General features: G+C 66.6%; 19 protein-coding genes. 5 read left to right on the plus strand and 14 right to left on the minus strand.

Features of this window, described 5'->3' with window-relative positions:
• Window positions 1-2: 2 nt before the first annotated feature.
• The 8 genes from BMZ69_RS09450 to BMZ69_RS09485 all read right to left on the minus strand — a co-directional run bounded on the left by BMZ69_RS09450 (window position 3) and on the right by BMZ69_RS09485 (window position 5,502).
• Window positions 3-290, minus strand: coding sequence for a type II toxin-antitoxin system RelE/ParE family toxin (locus BMZ69_RS09450; protein ID WP_092156311.1), 288 nt, complete (start codon window positions 288-290; stop codon window positions 3-5).
• Entirely contained in the window at window positions 290-544 is a 255-nt protein-coding gene (locus BMZ69_RS09455; RefSeq protein WP_092156312.1) for a type II toxin-antitoxin system ParD family antitoxin, read from the minus strand. Before BMZ69_RS09455 ends, BMZ69_RS09450 begins: the two co-directional genes overlap by 1 nt.
• Window positions 545-596: 52 nt before the next feature.
• Window positions 597-1,313, minus strand: a complete 717-nt coding sequence (locus BMZ69_RS09460) for an ABC transporter permease (RefSeq protein ID WP_092156313.1) — start codon at window positions 1,311-1,313, stop codon at window positions 597-599.
• The gene (locus tag BMZ69_RS09465; protein ID WP_092156314.1) at window positions 1,310-2,020 is read right to left on the minus strand and encodes an ABC transporter permease; all 711 of its coding nucleotides are present in this window, start codon (window positions 2,018-2,020) and stop codon (window positions 1,310-1,312) included. The genes BMZ69_RS09460 and BMZ69_RS09465 overlap by 4 nt, the downstream gene beginning before the upstream one ends.
• Before the next feature lie 177 nt (window positions 2,021-2,197).
• Complete coding sequence (locus BMZ69_RS09470; protein WP_092156315.1) at window positions 2,198-2,971, minus strand: transporter substrate-binding domain-containing protein; 774 nt, start codon at window positions 2,969-2,971, stop codon at window positions 2,198-2,200.
• A 235-nt stretch (window positions 2,972-3,206) separates the two neighbouring features.
• On the minus strand, window positions 3,207-4,406 hold the full coding sequence (gene rocD, locus BMZ69_RS09475; protein ID WP_092156316.1) for an ornithine--oxo-acid transaminase: 1,200 nt from the start codon (window positions 4,404-4,406) through the stop codon (window positions 3,207-3,209).
• A 137-nt stretch (window positions 4,407-4,543) separates the two neighbouring features.
• Window positions 4,544-5,074 (minus strand): hypothetical protein, encoded by a 531-nt coding sequence (locus BMZ69_RS09480; protein WP_210188008.1) that lies wholly within the window; start codon window positions 5,072-5,074, stop codon window positions 4,544-4,546.
• A gap of 167 nt (window positions 5,075-5,241) precedes the next feature.
• On the minus strand, window positions 5,242-5,502 hold the full coding sequence (locus BMZ69_RS09485) for a hypothetical protein (protein WP_139219012.1): 261 nt from the start codon (window positions 5,500-5,502) through the stop codon (window positions 5,242-5,244).
• Window positions 5,503-5,659: 157 nt separating this feature from the next.
• Between BMZ69_RS09485 and BMZ69_RS09490 the strand changes: the two genes are divergently transcribed.
• Window positions 5,660-6,262: a TetR/AcrR family transcriptional regulator gene (locus BMZ69_RS09490; RefSeq protein ID WP_092156318.1), complete on the plus strand. Its 603-nt coding sequence runs from the start codon at window positions 5,660-5,662 to the stop codon at window positions 6,260-6,262.
• 148 nt (window positions 6,263-6,410) lie between these two features.
• On the opposite strand, the gene BMZ69_RS09495 is transcribed toward BMZ69_RS09490, so the two are convergent.
• The 5 genes from BMZ69_RS09495 to BMZ69_RS09515 all read right to left on the minus strand — a co-directional run bounded on the left by BMZ69_RS09495 (window position 6,411) and on the right by BMZ69_RS09515 (window position 11,403).
• Complete coding sequence (locus tag BMZ69_RS09495; RefSeq protein ID WP_092156465.1) at window positions 6,411-7,631, minus strand: MFS transporter; 1,221 nt, start codon at window positions 7,629-7,631, stop codon at window positions 6,411-6,413.
• Between the two features lie 152 nt (window positions 7,632-7,783).
• Window positions 7,784-8,269, minus strand: coding sequence for an Lrp/AsnC family transcriptional regulator (locus BMZ69_RS09500; RefSeq protein WP_175506734.1), 486 nt, complete (start codon window positions 8,267-8,269; stop codon window positions 7,784-7,786).
• On the minus strand, window positions 8,266-9,318 hold the full coding sequence (speB, locus tag BMZ69_RS09505; protein WP_092156320.1) for an agmatinase: 1,053 nt from the start codon (window positions 9,316-9,318) through the stop codon (window positions 8,266-8,268). Before speB ends, BMZ69_RS09500 begins: the two co-directional genes overlap by 4 nt.
• Window positions 9,305-10,987, minus strand: coding sequence for an SDR family oxidoreductase (locus BMZ69_RS09510; RefSeq protein WP_092156321.1), 1,683 nt, complete (start codon window positions 10,985-10,987; stop codon window positions 9,305-9,307). Before BMZ69_RS09510 ends, speB begins: the two co-directional genes overlap by 14 nt.
• On the minus strand, window positions 10,984-11,403 hold the full coding sequence (locus tag BMZ69_RS09515; protein ID WP_092156322.1) for a thiol-disulfide oxidoreductase DCC family protein: 420 nt from the start codon (window positions 11,401-11,403) through the stop codon (window positions 10,984-10,986). The genes BMZ69_RS09510 and BMZ69_RS09515 overlap by 4 nt, the downstream gene beginning before the upstream one ends.
• A 312-nt stretch (window positions 11,404-11,715) precedes the next feature.
• Between BMZ69_RS09515 and BMZ69_RS09520 the strand changes: the two genes are divergently transcribed.
• Together BMZ69_RS09520 and BMZ69_RS09525 are read left to right on the plus strand one after the other, a co-directional pair.
• The gene (locus tag BMZ69_RS09520; RefSeq protein ID WP_092156323.1) at window positions 11,716-12,801 is read left to right on the plus strand and encodes a TRAP transporter substrate-binding protein; all 1,086 of its coding nucleotides are present in this window, start codon (window positions 11,716-11,718) and stop codon (window positions 12,799-12,801) included.
• A gap of 228 nt (window positions 12,802-13,029) precedes the next feature.
• Window positions 13,030-14,124: a TRAP transporter substrate-binding protein gene (locus BMZ69_RS09525; protein WP_092156324.1), complete on the plus strand. Its 1,095-nt coding sequence runs from the start codon at window positions 13,030-13,032 to the stop codon at window positions 14,122-14,124.
• A gap of 69 nt (window positions 14,125-14,193) precedes the next feature.
• Here BMZ69_RS09525 and BMZ69_RS31050 read toward each other — a convergent pair whose 3' ends face one another.
• Complete coding sequence (locus tag BMZ69_RS31050; RefSeq protein WP_139219013.1) at window positions 14,194-14,505, minus strand: cupin domain-containing protein; 312 nt, start codon at window positions 14,503-14,505, stop codon at window positions 14,194-14,196.
• 111 nt (window positions 14,506-14,616) lie between these two features.
• On the opposite strand from BMZ69_RS31050, the gene BMZ69_RS09530 reads away from it, so the two are divergent.
• Window positions 14,617-15,063, plus strand: coding sequence for an Lrp/AsnC family transcriptional regulator (locus BMZ69_RS09530; RefSeq protein ID WP_175506735.1), 447 nt, complete (start codon window positions 14,617-14,619; stop codon window positions 15,061-15,063).
• A 68-nt stretch (window positions 15,064-15,131) separates the two neighbouring features.
• Complete coding sequence (locus tag BMZ69_RS09535) at window positions 15,132-15,521, plus strand: porin (protein WP_092156326.1); 390 nt, start codon at window positions 15,132-15,134, stop codon at window positions 15,519-15,521.
• The last annotated feature ends 172 nt before the right edge of the window (window positions 15,522-15,693 follow it).

The following is a 15,693-nucleotide window of genomic DNA, read 5'->3' on the forward strand; positions in this document are numbered from 1 at the left end:
ATTCAGCCTGCGCCCCAGTCTTCATGCGCATGGCGAATGCGGACGACCAGCACATCGCCACCCGCTTCGACTCGATAGATGACGAGATGCGCCTTGAACGGGTAGATGCGCATCGGCGGGGACAGCTCCATCCGCTCTCGCGCGATGTGCGGATAGGCAGCGATCATATCGAAGATCGCGAACAATTCGTCATGGTATCGTCTGGCCTGCGTCGGGCCGAACAGGCGTATTCCCTGCTCGGCAATGCCGATGATGTCTTCTTTCGCTGCCAGCGATAGGCGAAAGCGCACTATCGATTGCCGGGCGGAGTGGCGACGCGCTGAAGGGCCGTAGCGAAGAGCGCGTCGCTCGAATCTGTGCTGATCCCGCTGCTCAGACCCTCGTCGACGAAGCGCTGCATCGCGGCGATCTTGTCGTTGCGCTCCTGATCGCGCCGGATCAGGTCGCGTACATAGTCGCTCGCATTGGCGTAGCGACCGGTTTCAGCCTGCGCCTCGACCCATTCCTTCATCGAGGCCGGCAGGGACACGTTCATCGTCGCCATATTGATCTCCGTAAAGATTAATATGGCAATCTTTGGCAAAGATTGTCAAATGTCACCGCAACGCCATATGCCGCGTCAGCCTGATCTCGATCCGGTCCCAGACGCGGCGGATGATCTCGGTCAGCACGAGATAGATCAGCGCCGCATAGAGATAGATCGACAGGTCGAAGGAGCGGGCGAAGGCGAGGCGCGTCGCGCCCATCAGGTCGAACAGCGTTACCAGCGAGGCGATGGCGCTCGCCTTGATCATCACGATCAGCTCGTTGCCGAGCGGGCGCAGCGCCAGGATCATCGCCTGCGGCAGGATCACCCGGCGCAAGGTCGCCCAGCGATGCAGGCCCAGCGCGAGTGCGCCCTCGAACTGCCCGCGCGGGATCGACTGGATCGCGCCGCGCAGGATCTCGGCCTGATAGGCGGCGGTGTTGATGGTGAAGGTGAAAAGCGCGCAATAGAACGGCTCGCGGAAGAACCACCACAGCCCGATATCCTGCCAGAATACCCGGAGCTGGCCGAAGCCGTAATAGACTAGGAAGAGCTGGCAGAGCAGCGGCGTGCCGCGGAAGAACGTGGTGTAGCCGTTGATCGCGATCTGCGCCCAGCGCGGCCCGTAGAGCCTGGCGATGGCGAGGCCGAGCGCCAGCACGAAGCCTAACGCGACCGAGAGCACGACCAGCTGGAATGTGATGCCGAGGCCGCTGGCCATGCGGCAGCCATAGTTCTGCAGGACCTCGCTGCCGATCAGATAGCCGGGATATTCGCACCAGGTCATCGCGTCGCTCCGCCGAAGGCGGCGAAGCCGCGATTGGTGCGTTGCTCGAGCTTGCCGATGCCCCAGGCCGAGACCAGCGAGAAGAAGAAATAGAGCATCATCGCCGTGCCGAAGAACAGGAACGGCTCCTTGGTCACGACATTGGCGCGCGTCGCGATGAACATGATGTCCTGCAGCGTGATCACCGAGATCAGCGAGGTCTCCTTCAGCAGCACCATCCAGTTGTTGCCGAGGCCGGGGAGGGCGACACGGATCAGCTGCGGGAAGACGACGAGCCGGAAGGCCTGCGCCTTCGACAGGCCGAGCGCCGCCGCAGCCTCGCGCTGGCCCTTCTGGATCGAGTTAAGCGCGCCGACCCAGACCTCGCTGGAGAAGGCGGCGAGCACCATGCCGAGCGCGACCATGCCGGCGACGAAGGGCGGGATCGAGAAGCCGCTCCAGACCTTCTGCAACAGCACCTGGATGCCGAAATAGATGATGTAGAGCGTGAGCAGCTCGGGCACGCCGCGGAAGACGGTGGTGTAGATCGTCGCCAGCGAGCGCAGCAGCATGCTGTCCGAGCGCTTCCACAGCGCGATGATCAGGCCGAGCGCCAGGCCGAAGGGCAGGGTCGCGAGCGCGACCGAGATTGTGTTGGCCGCGCCTTGCAGCAGGGCCCAGCCCCAGCCGCCTGGGCCGAAGCCGAGCAGTGCGAGTTTATCGAACATGGGAGGGCCGGCGCGCGAGGGACTGGAGCGTTTCCAGGCGAAGTGGCTACCGGTTCGCCGTCCGGAAACGCGACAATACAAGGAACTGGTGCAAGTCCGCGCTTCGAAGAAGAGTGGATTTGCGCCAGAACCCGCCGGCCTGGGCCGGCCGGCGGGCAGGCGTCAGCAGAAGTTAGATCACTCGTACTTGAACCACTTGTCCTCGAGCTTCTTCAGCGAGCCGTCGGCGACGGTCTCGGCGATCGCCTTGTTGACCAGGTCCTTCAGCGCGGTGTCGGCCTTGCGCACGGCGCCGGCGACGCCCGCGCCGTGGATCGCGTCGTCGCGCGTCACTTCGGCGATCTTCTTGCAGCAATCCTTTCCCTGGCCCTTGAGGAAGTCGGCGAGGGCGAGCGCGTCGGCGACGATATAGTCGAGGCGGCCGTTGAGCAGGTCGAGATTGGCCTCTTCCTGGGTCGGATAGAGGCGCGCGCTCGAGTCCTTATAGAACTTCTCGACATAGTTGGCGTGGATGGTCGAGCCCTGCGCGCCGATCGACTTGCCCTTCAGGGTGGCGGGCGAGATGTCGTTCGACTTCGTGGCCTTGGGACCGATCATCCAGATCGGCGTCTTGCTGTAAGGCGTGGTGAAGTCGACCTGCTTCTTTCGCTCCTCGGTGGCGTTCATGCCGGCGAGGATGATGTCGTACTTGTTCGCCTGCAGCGCCGGGATGATGCCGTCCCAATCCTGCACGACCCAGCTGCACTTCACCTTCATCTTCTCGCAGAGAAGGTTGCCGTAATCGATCTCGAAGCCTTCCAGCTCCTTCTTGGCGTTGAGGTTGTTGTAGGGCGGATAGGCGCCCTCCGTGCCGATTCGGATTTCCTTCCACTCCTTCGCCTGGGCGAGTGCGCCCGTAGCGCCGGCGACCGTGAGCGCCGCGGCTGCGACGAATTTTGCGAAACCTTTCATGGGACCTCCCCTTGGATCTGGCCGACCGGGCGTTTCGAGTTCCCGGATCGGCTTGTGCGCGACAGCTTGTGCGATCATCGGGGCGGGCCGCAAGTAGGCTCTTGCAGCTTTTCCGAGCGTGCCCGCACAAGGATCGTGCAAGGCAAGGCGCTGTTCTTGTTATGGAAACCGAACCGCAGCAGCCGTTTTCCCGCGCTCTTGCGCAGGTGGCCGCACACGGAATTTGTTGCAGCGCTCAGCGCGCCTGCTCGGCGAGGACGCTTTCGCAGCGCTCCAGCCCCCAGTCGAGCTCGTCCCGGCTGATCGTCAGCGGCGGCGCGAAGCGGATAGTGCGCTCATGCGTCTCCTTCGTCAGGACGCCGGCATCGGCGAGGCGGGCGACGATCTTTTTCGCATCACCGGCGCCGGGCGCGATCTCGACGCCGACCCAGAGGCCACGGCCGCGCACCTCGCTGGCAAGGCCCGCCGTCATCGCGGAGAGCCGCTGCTTCATATAGGCACCGAGCTCGGCCGAACGCTCGACCAGCTTCTCGTCTTCGATCACGCAAAGCGCCTCATGGCCGATCGCTGCGGCGAGCGCGTTGCCGCCGAAGGTCGAGCCGTGTGAGCCCGGCCCGAACAACTGCATCACCGCGCGCGAGGCCAGGAAGGCCGAGACAGGGTAGACCCCGCCGCCGAGTGCCTTGCCGACGATCAGCCCGTCCGGCTTCACGCCCTCGTGCTGATGCGCGAACCAATGGCCGGTGCGGCCGAGCCCGGACTGAATCTCGTCGAGGATCAGGAGGACGTTGTTGCGGTCGCAGAGCGCGCGCAGCGCCGTGAGATAGCCGTCCGGCGGCAGCACGATGCCGGCCTCGCCCTGGATTGGCTCGATCAGGATCGCGGCGGTGTTCGGCGTGATCGCGGCCTCGACAGCGGCCGCATCGCCGAAGGGCACGCTGATGAAGCCGGGCGCGAACGGGCCGAAGCCGTCGCGATAGCTCTCATCCGTGGAAAAACCGACGATCGTCGTCGTGCGGCCGTGGAAGTTGTTGTCGGCGACGATGATCTCGGCCTTGCCGTCGGCGATGCCCTTGACCTTGTGGCCCCAGCGCCTGGCGGCCTTGATCGCGGTCTCGACCGCTTCGGCGCCGGTGTTCATCGGCAGCGCCATCTCCTGGCCGGCGACGGCGCAGAGCTTGGCCAGGAAGGGGCCGAGCGGCTCGGTGTGGAAGGCGCGGCTGGTGACGGCGAGGCGCTTGGCCTGCTCGTTCAGCACCTTGAGGATGCGCGGATGGCCGTGGCCGAGACTGACGGCTGAATAGCCGCTCATCATATCGAGGCGCCTGACGCCGGCGACGTCGGTGAGCCAGACCCCTTCGCCATGGGAGAGCATGATCGGGAGGGGTGCGTAGTTCTGGGCGCAGACCTCGCGTTCGAGCACGATCGCATTCATGGCGGTTCTCCCTCGTTTCCCCGAGGGTAGGCCCGCTCAGGCGACGGAGCCGGCTGGAAGCGCCGGCTCCCGCAGCCGAATCTGTCGAGTTTGCGACAGATTCGGGCGACGGCGAGTGCTGCGGTCGCTGGGACAGATCAGGGCAGGGTTGTTCCGTTCTCCGCGAGCCAGGTGTCGTCCAGCCATTTTTCGGTCTTGCGATGGCCGGGCAACGTCACCCAGACGATGTCGCGCTCGAACACCATGACCTTGCGGTCGGCACCGACGATGACCCACATCCAGCGCCCATCGGCCCTGTTGCGCATCTTCACCTTCATGCCGGTGAGCGTGAGGTTTTCGGTCTTCCCGTTGCGCACGACGCGCAGTGGTTCATCATGCGGCTCGATCCAGCTGATCTCCTGCGCCGGCAGCAGTTCGGGCGCCGCCACGCGCAGAAAATCCATGGCGATGGCCCGGGTTTCCTCGCGCGACGGGAGCTGGCCACCGGCCAGGTCGAGATCCATGCGGGTAAAGCCCTTCAGGCGGCCATCTGCGGCGATCACCGTGCTGAAATGCTCGCCGCCGAGGACGGCGTTGCGGCCGTCGCTCCGCTGATAGCGGACAAGTTCGGCCCGCTCACCGTCGACCGCGACACGGCGCCGGGCCATCTCGGCATAGCCGGCCGGCATGAAGGCGCCGGCCGTCGCGGCGGCGGGTTGGACTGTGAGAGTTGCAGTCGTCACGGCGTTGCCTTTCTTCGGGTTCGTGAAGGCGAGGGCGGTGCTACCGGTAGGGGCTGGCTGGCAGACAAGGAGCGCGATCGCGCCGGCCAGCGGGATTGCGATGCGGCCGGGCGTCATGAGCGGACCTCGTTGCCGGAGGCGGCCACGCGATGCGCAGGAGGGGCGCTGGCGCGGCGTGCCAGCGGCATCACCAGATAGACCATGCCGAGCACCATGGGCGGGACGGCGAGGGCGGTGACGGACCAGATCGGCCAGCTGGCGGTCAGCGGCGCCAGGGCCAGCAGCAGGGCGTTGATCAGCAGATAGGCGCCGAGCATCAGCGTCCCCAGGAAGCGCAGACGGGCCAGAAGGGGATTTGGGGCAGGTGTGGGCATGGCGGTCTCCATAACGGAACGTTCCGTTTCGTTTTGTTTGATAGATACGGTCCGTATCGATATCAAGGCTTCTGCTGCAAGGTCCCGCTTGCAGCGCAAGGCTTGCCAGTCTGTGCCGACAGCGCTGTCGCGGGAGCAACGCAGAAGGGAAGGCAATATGAAGGCTGAAAAAGCCGCGACCCCGATCCGCCGCGCCTCGATCGGTGCGCGGCGCAATCCGGCCTCGCAGGCGGCGATCCTCGCTGCCGCCCGCGCGGTGCTGGCGGAGCAGGGCTATGCCGGCTTCTCGATCGACGCGGTCTCGCGCCGGGCCGGAGCCGGCAAGCCGACGATCTATCGCTGGTGGAAGAACCGCGCCGATCTGCTGATGGAGGTCTATGCGGCGGAGAAGGCGCGGATCCGGGCGGTGCCGACGGGCGATCTTGCCCGCGATCTCACCGAGCATACTAAGCAGCTCTGGGCTTTCTGGTGGGGCACACCGTCCGGGCGCACTTTCCGGGCGCTCCTCGCCGAGGCCCAGAGCGACCCCGATGCGCTTGCGGCGCTGCGCGAGAAATTTCTGCCGGAGCGCTTGCTGGATGTCCGCGGCCTCTTCGCCGCTGCCGCAGCGCGCGGCGATATTCCGACCGAGGAGATCGAGGCCAGGCTCGCGCTCTATATCGGCTTCAACTGGTTCTACGTGCTGACCGACCAGCTCGAGGCCGGTCAGGCCGCGATCCCGGTGGCGATGCGCCTGATCGCAGCGTCGTCTCGATCCTAAAGAGCGTGAGTCGTCCCGGGCGACCGCAGGGAGACCCGGGACCCATTCCGGAACCTCTTTCGGACAAGCTCAGGAATGGATCCCGGATGGGCGCGGCTGCGCCGCTTGTCCGGGACGACCTAGTTTGTTGGTCGGCGGGGAGGCGATATCAGGCCGCCGCCTGCCGACGTCCCCGCGCATCCCAAGCTGTCACCAGCCAGATCGCGAAGCCCGCCAGTGCAAGGCCGGCGCCGACCCAGCCGGTCGAGGTCCAGCCATAGCCGGCGGCGATCGCCATGCCGCCGAGCCAGGGGCCGAGCGCATTGGCGGTGTTGAAGGCGCTGTGGTTCAGCGCCGCGGCCAGCGTCTGCGCATCCTGCGCGACATCCATCAGCCTGGTTTGCAGGGGCGTGCCGAGTCCGCCGCCGCAGCCGATCATGAAGGCGACTGCCGAGATCGCCCAGATATTGCCGGCGGCGAAGGGATAGAGCGCCAGCGAGCCGGCGGTCCAGATCAGGATGATCGCGATCGAGGCCATCGGCATCCGGTCCGCCAGCCAGGCGGCGGCGAGCGTGCCGATGGTCAGGCCGAGGCCGAAAATCGCCAGCACCAACGGCACCATCGTCGGCGCGACCTGCGTCACCTCGATCAGCGTCGAGGCGATGTAGGTGTAGACCGCGAACAAGCCGCCGAAGCCGACCGCGCCGATCGCCAGCGTCAGCCAGACCTGGCGATGGCGCAGCGCGCCGAGCTCGCGCAGGGCGCTGGCGCCGGGCTGTGGCCTGTCCTTCGGCGCAAACAGCGCGATCAGGACCACCGTCGTAAGCGCCAGCGCCGCGACGACGCCGAAACCCCAGCGCCAGCCGAGCGCCTGGCCGAGCCAGTTCGCCAGCGGCACGCCGAGGATCGTCGCGATCGTCAGGCCGAGCATCACCCGCGCCACGGCGAGTGCGCGCCGGTTCGCCGGCACCAGCGAGGCGGCGACCAGCGCCGCGACGCCGAAATAGGCGCCGTGCGGCAGGCCGCTGAGGAAGCGGAACAGCAGCATCCAGCTATAGCTTGGAGCGAGCGCCGAGAGCCCATTGCCGAGGGCGAAGGCGGCCATCAGTCCAATCAGCAACGTGCGGCGCGACAGCTTCGTCGCCAGCACGGCGATGATCGGGGCGCCGACGACCACACCGGCGGCATAGGCGCTGATCACATGCCCGCCCGTCGGCTCGTCGATCCCCAGTCCCACCGAGAAATAGGGCAGCAGGCTCATCACTGCGAACTCGGCCGTGCCGATGGCAAAGCCGCCCATCGCCAGGGCGAACAGGATGAGGCCGACACGCGGCGCGGCGGTGGAGCGGGCAGGGCGCGCGAACGCGTCTCCCGTGCTCGAGAGGCTCATGACGATGGTCCGGAGATGGATTGTTTTATGGCGCCGCGCGATGGCGCGCATTGCACTGCAGCATATGGCTCAGGTCATGCGTGAAGCGCAAGCGCTTGTTGCTTCAACACGATGTGAGGGCGGTGGCCATGCTGACTGCGCATAGCGCTGCGCTACTCCTCCAGCAGCGGGTAGCCCTCGAAATCCTTCAGCGCCTTGAGCGCGAACGTGGTCGCGATCCGGGCGATGCCGAGCTGGTTGTCGGCGAGCCAGGCGCCGGTCAGTTCCTCATAGGCGGCGAGCGAGGGTGCGACGATGCGGGCGAGATAGTCGGCCTCGCCGCTGATCACCAAAAGCTCGACGACATCCGGGCAGGCGCGCAGCACCTTCTCGACCCGCTCGCGCCGGCCGACCGAATGATCGCGCAGCGAGATCTGCGCGAAGGCGATGATGGCGTGGCCGGCGAGCTCGGGCGACAGCCTTGCGCCATAGCCGGCGATCAGCCCGGAGGTCTCCAGCCGGCGCATTCGCTCCAGGCAGGGCCGGGCCGAGAGCCCGACCCGTTCCGACAGGGCCTGGTTGGTGATCCGGCCCTCTGTCCGCAGGATCGCGATGATCTGGCGATCGATCGCGTCGAGCTGGAGCGCCTTTCGCTTCACGGCCTGCCCTTGCCGGCGGCACGGGCCTCGGCGATCAGGCAGAGCTCGAGGAACAGCACCTGCGCTGCGCATTGCGCCGTATTGCTGGTCGCATCATATTGCGGAGCGACCTCGACCACGTCGGCGGCGACGATGTTCTGCCCCTTCAGGCCGCGCAGGATGGCGAGCGCCTCGCGCGGGGTCAGGCCGCCGACCTCGGGCGTGCCGGTGCCCGGCGCGAAGGCGGGATCGAGCGAATCGACGTCGAAGGAGACATAGGTCGGCCCGTCACCGATCACGGCGAGCGCCTTGGCGATGACGGCGTCGAGACCCATGCTGTCGACCTCGTCGGCATGGATCACGGTCATGCCGGACTCGTAGGAGAACTCCCAGAGATATTCGGCGCCGCCGCGGATGCCGATCTGGATGACGCGCTCGGGGTCGAGCACGCCGTCGAGCACCGCCTGGCGGAACGGCCCGCCATGGTGGAATTTCGAGCCCTCATAGGGTCCGGACGTGTCGCAATGCGCGTCGATATGGACCATGCCGACCGGGCGCTTCTCGCCGACGGCCTTCAGGATCGGATAGGTGATCGAATGGTCGCCGCCGACGCCGAGCGTCGAGACGCCGGCCTTCACGATCTGCTTGAAGGTCGCCTCGATGTCCTCATGGCAGCTCTCGAGCGAATAGCGCGAGCGGAACGGCACGTCGCCGATATCGGCCGCCTTGATCTGGTTGAACGGCGCGGTGCCGTTGACATGGTCCATCGGCCCCATCCGCTCGACGGCGCGCACTGCGCGCGGGCCGAGGCGCGTGCCGGCCCGGTTGGTGACGCCGAGATCCATCGGCAGGCCGATGATCGCGACGTCGAGCCCGCCGAGATCGGGCTTGCTCAAGGCGTCCGGCCGATAGGGTGCGTTGATGAAGGTCGCCACATCGGAGAACGGCCATTTGCGCCGGTCGCCCTGGAACTGGCCGGCGGCGACCTTGGCGAAGCGGGGATCATGGATGTCGGCGCCGCTCGCTCCGGCATAGCGCGCCCTGAGTTTTGCGAGTTTATCCTGGTCCATCGCTTGGTCCCCGAGGTTTGAGCCAGCCGCGATAATGCGCCAGCAGGCCGAAGAAGGGCAAAGTGAGCTTGACGTCGAACCGGAAGCGGCCATCGGCGTCAACCGTCTCGCGCGCCTCGGCCGATGGCATGAGAAAGCGCGGCAAGGGCAAGCCGAAGACGCGCCAGCCCGCGATCGGCAGCACAAGGCCGTCGTGGTTTCCCACCGCCGCGAGGGTGAAGGAGAACGCGCCGAAGGCTTCCCGCAATTCGCCGTTGCGATCAACGCTCAGGCGCGACTGGAAGCGCTGGCCGGCGAAGTTGCGTGTCCAGATCTCGCAATTCTCGTCGAGCGAATCGCCTCTGCTGACGCTGACCGTAACCGGCAGCTCCGTCCCGGCGGCAGGCAGGCCGAAGACCCTACAGATCAAGCCGATCCCCGCCCCGTTTCCGCGCGTGACTTCGGCCCGGCCCTGCCAGACCGGCTCGGCATCGTTGGCGTGGAACGCCCGGATTGCCGCGGGCATCATCGCGACCGCCTGCGCTCCCAGCACGGTCTCGAACAGGGCAGGACCGATAGCGCGCTCGTCCTGGCTGGTGCTGATCGCGTAAGGCGTCATCTCGGCCTCGATCATGGCGAGATCGAGCGCCTCTGCGGCTGAGCGCGCGCCCGGGGCGATCGCATCCGCGAGCATGGCGCGCACCGCCGCAGCCGCCGCCAGCGTCGGCACTTGCGGGCCGTCATCGTTCTCGGCCAGCAGCGACCAATAGGCCCGGCGTGGCCGCCCCTTGCCGTCGATGCCGCTGATCGCGACCCTCATGCCGCCGCGATCCGAGGTCCAGAGGCGTGTGATCCTGCGGGCCTTCACGAGATAGGGCACGAGCGGCGCAAGATCCCTGACCCAGCCGCGGCGCCGCAGCCAGGCGAGCAGCGCCAACCCCCATTGCTCGATGCCGGCTTCCAGTCCGGCCGCAAAGCTGACGCGCGAGCGTATGGCGAGGGCGGGGCCAAGCGTCTCAGCGTCGACCGTCTCGACCGGCGCGACCCGTCGCGGTCCGAGCCCCGGCATGTCGATGACCTCGCCGGTCTCCCAGCCGGACGTCGTCTGCAATTTGCCTTCGCGCCAGACCGGCACCGGCTTGCCGGCATAGCTCAGGACCGCAGCGATGACCGCCGGCCCGACTTCGCTGCGTCCGCCCGGCGTGATCGCGATGTCGATGCTGTCGAGCCGCTGCCAGCCTTCGCTCAGCTCCCGCGCCGCGGCGGCCGAGAGCGCCGGCGTCGAGCTGGCGCCGGCGAGCGCGACCAAGCCGCGCTGCTTGGCGAGCGCGTCGAGCTGTGGGCCGTAGCCGCTGAGATAGCTGCGCGCATCGGCGAGGTCGACGACGTGGGCGCCGAGCAGCAGCGCCGCGGTGGGAACTTCATAGCCCTGCTGCTGGAACGGCCCGGAGGCGTCGATCACCAGCCAGGGCTTCAGCGCGGCGAGCGAGGCGACGAGCTCCCTGTCGCGGTCGAGCCCCGCGCCGCTGACCGGCACACTCGCCTCGGTCGCCAGTCCCTGCGCCAGCGCCTCGGCCTTGTCGGCGCTGCGCGAGGTCAGCACGAGCTCTATTCCGGCCATGCGCGCGAGATGGCGCGCCAGCCGCCGGCCGAAGACGCCGGTCGCGCCAATCAGGACGACGCGCTTCACGGAGCGTCCGGCAAGGTGAAACGGTGGCGCGTCGCCGGATCGGGCATCTCGCAGGAGGTTTTCTGGCCGAAGAGCCGGTAGCGATTGCGCGCGACGCGATCGTAAAGCCAGTCGCGCCAGCGCTTCGGCAGCGCGCGGCCGAGCAGCAGTAGGCGCACCGGCCCGTTCAGATGGCGAGCGAGCGCCAGAACGCCCTCGGACTTCGCCAGCGCCAGCCCGTTCTCGATGAAGAGGAAGCTGTCCGGCTCGTCAGGGTCGATGCCGTGCGCCTGCGCGAGCGAGCGCCCTTCCTGCGACTGGATCGCGACGAAGCGAATGTCGTGGTCGCGCTCATGCCGCAGCGTGTAGCGCACGCCGCCTGAGCAGAGAACGCAGACGCCGTCATAGAGCCAGATCGGGGCGGGGATGCTGGTCATCGGGCCTCTTTACGGGAGAGGTTGACCGGGCGGAGAAAAAGTTTCATGCGCTTCCTGCGCAGCGGTGCCATGCTCTGCGTGCAATTGTCGAGCGACCTGAGACAGTTGACGATCTTGCAACGATTGGGGGGAGTGCTGCGCAAATCTTGTGCAAGTATAGATTCGAAGCGAGCCGACTAACCGTGGGTCAACCCGGGCCGCCGCTTCCGATCACCGCTGCATAACACCAAGGTCGTCCTACAAATGTCGCCTGCGCTGGTGCTATTGCTGCCGGGGCGCGGCGATGAACGTCGAAACGAGGAGATGCCCCATATGAAGCGTCGTCAATTCCTGCAGGTCGCTGGTACCGGTGCGGCAGTGTCCGCTGTCGCCATGCCGGCTGTCGCGCAGTCCAATCCCGAGGTGAAGTGGCGCCTGGCGTCGAGCTTCCCGAAATCGCTCGACACGATCTATGGCGGCGCCGAGGTCATGGCCAAGATGGTCTCGGAGCTGACCGACGGCAAGTTCCAGATCCAGGTCTTCGCCGCCGGCGAGATCGTGCCGGCCCTGCAGGCGGCCGACGCGGTCAGCAACAACACCGTCGAGATGTGCCACACCGTCTCGTATTACTATGTCGGCAAGGATCCGACCTTCGCGGTCGCGGCTTCGGTGCCGTTCGGCCTCAACGCCCGCCAGCAGAACGCCTGGCTCTTCCAGGGCGGCGGAAACGAGCTGTTCAACGAATTCTACAAGAAGTTCAACATCTACGGGCTGCCCTGCGGCAACACCGGCGCCCAGATGGGCGGCTGGTTCCGCAAGGAGATCAAGAGCGTCGCCGACATCAACGGCCTGAAGATGCGTATCGGCGGCATCGCCGGCTCGGTCCTGCAGAAGCTCGGCCTCGTGCCGCAGCAGATCGGCGGCGGCGACATCTATCCCGCGCTGGAGAAGGGCACGATCGACGGCGCCGAGTGGGTCGGCCCCTATGACGACGAGAAGCTCGGCTTCGCCAAGGTCGCGCCCTACTACTATTATCCGGGTTTCTGGGAGGGCGGCCCCTGCGTCCACGCCTTCGTCAACCTGGAGAAGTGGAACGCGCTGCCGAAGGCCTACCAGGCTGCGCTGACCGCCGCCTGCACCTATGCCAACACCCAGATGGCGGCGAAGTACGACGTGCAGAACCCGGCCGCGCTGAAGCGTCTCGTCGGCGCCGGCACCCAGCTGCGTCCGTTCCCGCAGGACGTGATGGAAGCGTCGCTCAAGGCCTCGAACGAGCTCTATGCCGAGATCTCGGCCAAGAACGCCGACTTCAAGAAGGCGATCGACTCGATGGTCGCCTTCCGCGGCGACCAGTACCTCTGGTGGCAGGTTGCGGAGCTGACCTTCGATATCTTCCAGGTCCGCAACCGCGGGAAGTAACGATCGCCGTCAGCGGCGACGGAACGAAGCCCGGCCGAACGGCCGGGCTTTTTTTGAGCGATGTGGTGCGACAATACCAAGATGGGTTAGACCAAATACCTATGCGAAAACCGCATGGGCGCTATGTCGCACGCTTGCGCTCGCGGTTGAGATGCCCTTTCCTGACGCCCTTGGGCGCGAACCGGAAACACCGGCGCGCCTTGCACGCTCTGGGAGGAGCTCTTCACGATGAAGCGTCGTCAGTTTCTGAAGGTCGCCGGTGCCGGCGGCGCCGCGAGCGTCATTGCGGCTCCGGCCATTGCGCAGTCCATGCCCGAGGTGAAGTGGCGCGTCACCTCCTCGTTCCCGAAATCGCTGGACACGATCTACGGCGCTTCGGAAGTGCTGGCCAAGGCGGTTTCCGAGGCGACCGACGGCAAGTTCCAGATCCAGGTCTTCGCCGCAGGCGAGATCGTGCCGGCGCTGCAGGCGGCCGACGCCGTGACCAACGGCACGGTCGAGATGTGCCACACCGCTTCGTATTATTACGTCGGCAAGGACCCGACCTTCGCCTTTGGCACCGCCGTGCCTTTCGGTCTCAACGCCCGCCAGCAGAACGCCTGGTTCTATCATGCCGGTGGCATGGACCTGCTCAACGAGTTCTACAAGAAGTACAACATCTACGCGCTGCCCGGCGGCAATACCGGCTGCCAGATGGGCGGCTGGTTCCGCAAGGAGATCAAGACGGTCGCCGACCTGCAGGGCCTGAAGATGCGCATCGGCGGTTTCGCCGGGCAGGTGATGAGCAAGCTCGGCGTCGTGCCGCAGCAGATAGGCGGCGGCGACATCTATCCGGCGCTGGAGAAGGGCACCATCGACGCGGCCGAATGGGTCGGCCCCGCCGATGACGAGAAGCTCGGCTTCAACAAGGTCGCGCCGTATTACTACTATCCCGGCTGGTGGGAAGGGGGCGCCTCGCTGCATTTCTTCATGAACACGGCGAAATGGGAGGCCCTGCCGAAGGTCTACAAGTCGATCCTGACCACGGCCGCCGGCCTCGCCAATATCGACATGCAGGCGAAATACGATGCGCGTAATCCGGCGGCGCTGAAGCGCCTGGTCGGCGGCGGCGCGCAATTGCGGCCGTTCTCGCAGGAGATCCTCGAGGCCTGCCTCAAGGCGTCCAAGGAGGTCTATGCCGAGACCAGCGCCAAGAATCCCGACTTCAAGAAGATCTACGACGCGATGTCGGCCTTCCGCGGCGATGAATATCTCTGGTTCCAGATCGCGGAATACACCTACGACAACTTCCTGATCCGCGCCCGTGCGGGCAACATGCTCTGAGAAGAGGGCGTTCTGCCGGTTCGCCGGCCAACTTTGGAATCCCCGGCCGTGAGGCCGGGGATTTTTGATTCAGACGCTGCCGGCGCGCTCGATCACCAGGACACGCGCCGGGCCAACGGGGTGGGCGACATGGGCGTCGCCGTCCTGCGCATGGAAGATGTCGCCGCGCACGAGCCGCTGCACGGCTTCGACACCCTCGGCGCGGGTGTGCATGTCGACCTCGCCGTCGAGGACGACGAAGACCTCGGGGCCGTCATTCACGTGCCATTTGTAGGGCTGGTCGGTCCAGTGCAGCCGGATGGTGGCGTCGTCGATGCGCTCGATGTCGAGCGCCTCCCAGGCGCGGCTGCCAGTGAAGTCCTGCGGCTTGATCGTCCTCATTCCCGTTTCTCCAGATTGGAAGAGGCCTGGAATCTTCACCGGCGGCGGCGCCCATGCCATAGGCAAGATGCCGGCGATGCCTGCGATCGGCGGTTTCTGGAGGGATCTCGCTTGCGAAACGACGGTGAGCTCGACGCCATCGACCGGAAGCTGCTCGCGCTGCTCCAGGCCGATGCGCGCGCCTCCTTCACGGCGTTGGCGCGCGAGGCCGGGCTCTCGCGCACCGCGATCCAGGAGCGCATGGCGAGGCTCGAGCGCGAGGGCGTCATCCTCGGTTACGGCGTCAGGCTCGCCGACAGGCCAAAGGCGCCGGCCACGCGGGCAATCCTGTCCTTGCACATTCGCACGCGCCCCTGCGCGGCCGTGCTCGATCGCTTCAGGCACTGGCCGGAGATCGTCGCCTGCTATTCGCTGGCCGGTCCCGTCGACGCGATGCTGGTGGTCGAAACAGAGGACGCGCCGTCCCTGTCCCGACTGGTCGACAGGCTGAGCGCCGTGCCCGGCGTCGGTGAGATCGCGACGGCGCCGATCCTGGCGGAGAGCGCCAGGGCCGGCTGAGCCGCGGCTGCCCTAGCCCGGCCTTGTTCGAAGCGCTATCCTGCCGATCTCCGCAAATCGGGGCACTCATGAAGCTGCCACTCGCCATCATCGTCGCCACGCTGGCCCTGCCAGGGCTCGCTGCCGCCCAGTCGATCGGCGAGCCGCTTCCCGGCCGTGGACCGGTCAAGGCCAAGCCAGCTGCCGCGCGTCCTGCGCCGGCGCAGGCGACACGCCCCTGCCCGGAATATGGGCCGGGCTTCGTTCGCGTCGAGGGCTCCTCGGCTTGCGTCCGCGTCGGCGGCGGTGTCCGCGTCGAGTTCGGCAAGACGTCCGGCCGTCGCGACTATGGCTCTGGCGCCGGTGCGATGCTGTATGGCGAGGCGCGCGGTCAGACCTCGGCCGGCGAGGTCCGCGCCGTGATCAGCGGCCGGGGCAGGCTTGACAACAACCTGAATAATGGATGGCAGCGCTGGTGAGGTCAGCGTCATTCTCGGGCTGAACGAAGCGCAGACCCGAGAATCTCCTGACGAGAAGGTGCCTATAGGCGCCTCTTCCGGCCTGCGATGCTCAGGACAAGCCCGAGCATGACCGGTGAAAAGAACAAAGCCCCGGATCGCCGATCCGGGGCTTCATCGTTTCAGGGCGCCA

Source organism: Allobosea sp. CRIB-10 (genome assembly GCF_900112185.1).
GTDB lineage: Bacteria > Pseudomonadota > Alphaproteobacteria > Rhizobiales > Beijerinckiaceae > Allobosea.

Excerpts from the sequence above, each read along its gene's own strand:
- BMZ69_RS09525 (WP_092156324.1), top strand. The coding sequence starts at position 13,030 with ATGAAGCGTCGTCAGTTTCTGAAGGTCGCCGGTGCCGGCGGCGCCGCG.
- BMZ69_RS09465 (WP_092156314.1), bottom strand. The coding sequence starts at position 2,020 with ATGTTCGATAAACTCGCACTGCTCGGCTTCGGCCCAGGCGGCTGGGGC.
- BMZ69_RS09515 (WP_092156322.1), bottom strand. The coding sequence starts at position 11,403 with ATGACCAGCATCCCCGCCCCGATCTGGCTCTATGACGGCGTCTGCGTT.
- speB (WP_092156320.1), bottom strand. The coding sequence starts at position 9,318 with ATGGACCAGGATAAACTCGCAAAACTCAGGGCGCGCTATGCCGGAGCG.
- BMZ69_RS09495 (WP_092156465.1), bottom strand. The coding sequence starts at position 7,631 with ATGAGCCTCTCGAGCACGGGAGACGCGTTCGCGCGCCCTGCCCGCTCC.
- BMZ69_RS31050 (WP_139219013.1), bottom strand. The coding sequence starts at position 14,505 with ATGAGGACGATCAAGCCGCAGGACTTCACTGGCAGCCGCGCCTGGGAG.
- BMZ69_RS09535 (WP_092156326.1), top strand. The coding sequence starts at position 15,132 with ATGAAGCTGCCACTCGCCATCATCGTCGCCACGCTGGCCCTGCCAGGG.
- BMZ69_RS09470 (WP_092156315.1), bottom strand. The coding sequence starts at position 2,971 with ATGAAAGGTTTCGCAAAATTCGTCGCAGCCGCGGCGCTCACGGTCGCC.
- BMZ69_RS09460 (WP_092156313.1), bottom strand. The coding sequence starts at position 1,313 with ATGACCTGGTGCGAATATCCCGGCTATCTGATCGGCAGCGAGGTCCTG.
- BMZ69_RS09455 (WP_092156312.1), bottom strand. The coding sequence starts at position 544 with ATGGCGACGATGAACGTGTCCCTGCCGGCCTCGATGAAGGAATGGGTC.
- BMZ69_RS09490 (WP_092156318.1), top strand. The coding sequence starts at position 5,660 with ATGAAGGCTGAAAAAGCCGCGACCCCGATCCGCCGCGCCTCGATCGGT.
- BMZ69_RS09480 (WP_210188008.1), bottom strand. The coding sequence starts at position 5,074 with ATGCCGGCCGGCTATGCCGAGATGGCCCGGCGCCGTGTCGCGGTCGAC.
- rocD (WP_092156316.1), bottom strand. The coding sequence starts at position 4,406 with ATGAATGCGATCGTGCTCGAACGCGAGGTCTGCGCCCAGAACTACGCA.
- BMZ69_RS09520 (WP_092156323.1), top strand. The coding sequence starts at position 11,716 with ATGAAGCGTCGTCAATTCCTGCAGGTCGCTGGTACCGGTGCGGCAGTG.
- BMZ69_RS09485 (WP_139219012.1), bottom strand. The coding sequence starts at position 5,502 with ATGCCCACACCTGCCCCAAATCCCCTTCTGGCCCGTCTGCGCTTCCTG.